The organism is Pseudomonas sp., assembly GCF_026224925.1.
Lineage (GTDB): Bacteria > Pseudomonadota > Gammaproteobacteria > Pseudomonadales > Pseudomonadaceae > Aquipseudomonas.
In genome coordinates, this window is record NZ_JAMFRV010000713.1 from 1 (window position 1) to 5,076 (window position 5,076).

Consider the following 5,076-nt stretch of genomic DNA (forward strand, 5'->3'; position numbering starts at 1 on the left):
ATCATGATGTTGTTTTCGCTTCTCGTAATTCGGAATTCGGTGGAGCTCTCGCCCTTCGCTTTCGCTCAATAGTGCAAGAACCCTGGCGTGCAGTTCAACCCGACGGCCTGCGCCCCGTAGTAAGGCGGGGGATTATATAGGGTAAATTGACACTGTGCAGCCGCCCGAACTGATCGCCACAACATAAGTGTGCTGCGCAGGGAGGGTCTCGCCTCACGCTGCGCTGCCTCCCGACGCTGCAGCGCGATCATGCTGGCGACAAGACCGTCGGCTCAGCTTTGAGCAGATGAGCGACACAGACTACCCGGATTAACCCGCTAAAGTTTTTTACACCGCCGTGGCGCAAGTGCACCTCACGATCGACATAGGACAGTACTGCGTTGACCGAGCAACTATTGGCGTCGGCGATAGTGGCCAGAATGCCCCAGTACACCTCCTCCAAACGCAGGCAGGTTGCCAACCCGTTCAGACGAACCGACTTAGAATGGGGGCGCGCAAGATTCATATTAAAATCCTCGACAAAAGGATCGTCTTGTATCTTTCCATAACGACTAAAATTTTTTTTCTGATGCCCACTGCGCTGAACCATCGTTGACCTCTCCCTGTTATCCATCTCACCAATCCCTCAAGCACAAACACATGCAAAATCTACTTGCATGTAAAGCCAATGAAAGATTTCTAGCCAGTAGAGGAAGCACTTCAGAGCTGTAGGACAGAGCGACATTTCATCGGGGATTGTGGAAAAGGAACACGTCTTAACCCGAATGACTCAAGGAGATGTCATCAATAATTATGCTGTTTGATGCGGATGAACAATTGAAATGGATGGGCGAGCGACACTCAGGGTGTCACCCGCGAATTGCTTCTTACTTTGTTTCGAGCAGTGAACGAAGCATCCACGCAGTTTTTTCATGGACCTGCATGCGCTGGGTCAACAGGTCAGCGGTCGGCTCATCGCTGACTTTATCGACCAGAGGGAAAATGCTACGCGCCGTACGCGAGATCGCTTCTTGCCCTTGAACCAACTGTTTGATCATGTCTTCAGCGCTTGGAACACCCTCTTCTTCTTTAATAGAAGTAAGGCGGGCATACGCGGCGTAAGTACCCGGCGCCGGAAAACCCAGCGCACGAATCCGCTCTGCGACCAGGTCAACCGCAAGTGCTAGCTCGTTGTACTGCTCTTCGAACATCAGGTGCAGGGTTCGAAACATCGGACCGCTGACGTTCCAGTGAAAGTTATGAGTTTTCATGTAAAGCACATACGTATCTGCCAGTAGACGAGAAAGGCCGTCCACAATTTCTTTACGATCTTCTTCGCTGATACCGATGTCGATTGTCATGCTTTTCCCCACTATATGATGGTGTTACGTGACACGTGCCGCATCACTCTACCAAGAGAACCGAACCAACACAGCCTCCTATTGGACGCTGGCCTGCGACAAAAGGCCCACCCGGACATACCACTGGCAGACGACTTTCAACGAAAATCCACAGCAGCCGTCGCCTGAGAACCGACGGGGCACGGCGACGCCATAAAACACCCTATAAAACATATCGATTCGCCAACCACCCCAACGACCCGTCTAGATCAAGTATTGGCATGCCTTCGACGGGTCGAACCGACCCAACGACAGTGCAGTACCAAGCGCCAGCCAGGCACTTGATTTGAGTAGCCCTGCGCTTTGCTGTTAAATACACGCGTGTCGCTACTGACCTGCCGTTTTGATGTAGTGCATAGGCTGAACCCCTCGTTCGTGCAGCACGCCTCCTTTTATTCAGATGCGTACCGAACGTAGTCAGCTATTTCCTCGCGATCCGTCTTACATGTGAGTTATTAAAAATGTTGAAAATCGTTCACCTGCTAACGGGAGCAGCGGCCCTGCTGCTTTCCTTCATCCCTAGCCTGCGCAGTGAAGCGCTGTCTTCTTACCTCCTGCAACCCGATGCCCTTTATCTGGCGCTTTTCGGTCTACTCAACCTGCTACTTGCTCCAGTGATCCCTTACTGGAACCGCGGCCCACGTCATCAACTGCAAAATCTGGTCAGCGCGCTTCTGGTGCTTGCCGTTATCCTTCAAACCTTGACTCTGCTTGTTCCACTGCAAACCATCGCTGGCCAACCGGCGATCATCCTCAGCCTGATCAGTGTTTTCATTGCCGTCGTGCTGCATTTGGCCGTTAGCTTCTACCAATCGTCACCTTCACCCTCCGCTCAAAGCCACGACATGACCAACCGCGATACCGGGACGGTCAAGTGGTTCAACACATCCAAGGGGTTCGGCTTCATTTCCCGAGACTCTGGCGATGATATTTTCGTGCACTTCCGTGCTATCCGCGGTGAAGGTCATCGTGTACTGGTAGAAGGTCAGCGCGTCGAGTTCTCTGTCATGAACCGTGACAAAGGGCTGCAAGCTGAAGATGTCATAGCAGCGTTACCACGCCGCTGATATATCCGTAGCACCTGTAAAAAAACCCGCGCCTCCCTCAGGAGATCGCGGGTTTTTTATCACCTGAACTAGTTGAATCAATAATGCGGCGGCGGGGCATCTTCTTCAAACGTTTCGAACTGGCTGCCCATTTCCTCTTGCCGCTTGAGCAGTGCCGCCATTTGTAACTGTAAGCGCTCTACTACTCTCTGTTGACTGACCAACACATCATTGAGCGATTGGATGGTGTCATCTTGAAAAGCCTGGCGGCTCTCCAATTCATTAATGCGCTGTTCAAGACTCATGTCTGATCCCCTTCAAAACGAAAGCCACTCGTCAACACTTCACGCATCCGAGTGTAAATGGCCGACAACTCTTCGCCGGTATAAGGTTTCGCCGGGGACTTACCCCAAACAGGCGCAGGCCAAGCGACATCATTGCGAAAGCGAACAATGACGTGCATATGCAACTGACTGACGACGTTACCCAATGCCCCGACATTGAGCTTGTCAGCGTTGAATGATTGGCTGAGAAGTTGTGCGAGGGCATTGGTTTCCTGCCACAACTGCAACTGATCGGCAGGCTCCAGCTGAAACAGTTCGATGATATCCGGCCGGCGCGGCACAAGGATGAACCATGGGTAGTTCGAATCATTGGATAACAACAAACGACACAAGGGAAAGTCCCCAATGGCCACAGTATCTTGCACAAGACGCGGATCTAAAACAAACACCGCCGAACTCCTGATCAATCGGTTAATTTTTAGCTCACTCTCCAACGTTGCAGAGCGCCTCGCAGTAATGCGCAGGATACTCGGGAATGGAGTGCCATTCACGGGGTAATCAGGATTTAGAGATCAGCGGATCGCGTAGGACAATCCGACGCGAATCGCCATCCGCCGAACTGATGCACGCACCAGCGTGGTACGCGATACATGAATTTGCACCGTTATGACCCAGTTTTTTAGTCAAGGCAAAAAAGTCTAACGCCTTATGAGCACAACGCTGAAACGCCCCCCAAATGCTTCCTGGTCATTTCTCCGTAAAGAAACAACCGCTGAACTGCCATCTAGACGCTCTATGGTCAAGAACCTAAGCCCAACATCAAGCACCACCGTAACCCCACGCACCAAAACGACTCACCCAATCACCACGACAGTGCTACCCCATCCGCGATTTACCCAATTTCGCCCCACGAAAGGTAACGCTTTAGGATTTTTTTCACGTCCGCAGGCGCGATGTGAAATTTTCATGCAAGAAAAATACGACAAAAAAACCTTTTAAAACAAATAGTTAAAAAATATTTCAACGAGCGGATTGACCAGATGTGAAAAAAAAGTGAATGCTTACGAACTTTGTGCACGGTTGTTGCTATGACTCATACAAGAGTTTGCAAAGCTGGTCGCATTAAAGCGGTCGCCTTGGAACACAAAAGAAAACGGAAGCGCTGGATGCAAGGAGTGTTTGAATGGCTGTTCATAGATTGTTTCAACCTATGCTTAAGCCTTCAAAAAACGCTGTTGTAGTTGCGGGACTTGATAGCGGGGGTACCGCATATGCGACATAAACAACCTACATTTGCGACACGGCCGTAAAGTTAACGAAAGGATAGGTTTGCAACTATCGCCAATAGGGTCTGCGTGATATAAATTCGCGCCGACACAAAAAGAAAGAGCCTCCCAGATAAAAAAATAGGTGGGATGGCAGCAACTCTTCTTAAAAAACCAAAGGAGCAAATCACGATGAGAGTGATGAAGTGGAGCGCAATCGCCCTAGCAGTTACTGCGGGCATGACTCAATTGGCATCGGCAGCAGCCTTTGTTACCGACCAAGCTGATTCGAAGGGCTTTGTAGAAGATACAACCCTGAACGTGTTGCTGCGGAACTACTACTTTAACCGCGACAACAAAAACGGCGCCCATGACTCCGTTGACTGGACTCAAGGGTTCCGTGCCAACTTGAGCTCTGGCTTCACTCAGGGCGTTGTCGGTTTCGGCGTTGACGCATTCGGCTACCTGGCAGTTAAACTTGATGGCAGCCCTGGTAAAAGCGGCACCAACAACCTTGCTGTAGGCGCCGACGGCCCTCAGGATAGCAATGGCAAGGCTGGCGCAGCACTGAAAGTTCGTATTTCGAAAACCTTGCTGGAAATCGGTCAGCAACAACCGACTACCGCACCTGTATTCGCAATCGGTGGTTCCCGCCTCTTGCCTCAAACAGCTACCGGCGTCACGCTGATGAGCAGTGAGATCAAGGGCCTGGACGTAGAAGCAGGTCACTTCACCTCGGCATCCAGCGAAAGCCAGATGAACGCCGACGGCGAATTGTGGTCCGAGTACGGCACTATTGGTGCACACGCCAACTCGATCAACTATGCGGGTGGCAAGTACGTATCAGTGACAGCCTGTCGGCTTCGTTGTATGCCGGCAAACTGGAAGATATCTGGAACCAGTACTACACCAACGTGAACTACGTACTGCCGATCACTGACACCCAGTCCCTGGCGTTTGACTTCAACTACTACCTCACACGTGATACCGGTAGCGCCAAGCTTGGTAACATCGACAACAACTCGTTCTCGCTGCAAGCCGCTTACTCGTTCTTGACCGCACACACTGTGACCTTGGCGTTCCAGAAGATTAACGGTAATAC

The 5,076-nt window shown here is 51.1% G+C and carries 5 protein-coding genes and 1 pseudogene; 2 read left to right on the forward strand and 4 right to left on the reverse strand.

Annotated elements, in window-relative coordinates; translation table 11 throughout:
• Positions 1 to 247 precede the first annotated feature (247 nt).
• Positions 248 to 589 carry a ribbon-helix-helix domain-containing protein gene (locus tag M0974_RS29800; protein WP_297845466.1) on the reverse strand — a complete coding sequence of 114 codons (342 nt, stop codon included), beginning with the start codon at positions 587 to 589 and terminating at the stop codon, positions 248 to 250.
• 277 nt (positions 590 to 866) lie between these two features.
• The gene (locus M0974_RS29805) at positions 867 to 1,340 is read right to left on the reverse strand and encodes a Dps family protein (protein WP_297845468.1); all 474 of its coding nucleotides are present in this window, start codon (positions 1,338 to 1,340) and stop codon (positions 867 to 869) included.
• Between the two features lie 500 nt (positions 1,341 to 1,840).
• On the opposite strand from M0974_RS29805, the gene M0974_RS29810 reads away from it, so the two are divergent.
• Positions 1,841 to 2,446, forward strand: a complete 606-nt coding sequence (locus M0974_RS29810; protein ID WP_297845469.1) for a cold-shock protein — start codon at positions 1,841 to 1,843, stop codon at positions 2,444 to 2,446.
• A 77-nt stretch (positions 2,447 to 2,523) separates the two neighbouring features.
• On the opposite strand, the gene M0974_RS29815 is transcribed toward M0974_RS29810, so the two are convergent.
• Together M0974_RS29815 and M0974_RS29820 are read right to left on the reverse strand one after the other, a co-directional pair.
• On the reverse strand, positions 2,524 to 2,730 hold the full coding sequence (locus tag M0974_RS29815) for a SlyX family protein (protein ID WP_297845470.1): 207 nt from the start codon (positions 2,728 to 2,730) through the stop codon (positions 2,524 to 2,526).
• Complete coding sequence (locus tag M0974_RS29820) at positions 2,727 to 3,158, reverse strand: HIT domain-containing protein (protein ID WP_297845471.1); 432 nt, start codon at positions 3,156 to 3,158, stop codon at positions 2,727 to 2,729. Before M0974_RS29820 ends, M0974_RS29815 begins: the two co-directional genes overlap by 4 nt.
• A gap of 1,056 nt (positions 3,159 to 4,214) precedes the next feature.
• On the opposite strand from M0974_RS29820, the pseudogene M0974_RS29825 reads away from it, so the two are divergent.
• A pseudogene (locus tag M0974_RS29825) lies at positions 4,215 to 5,076 on the forward strand (OprD family outer membrane porin); the annotation flags it as partial.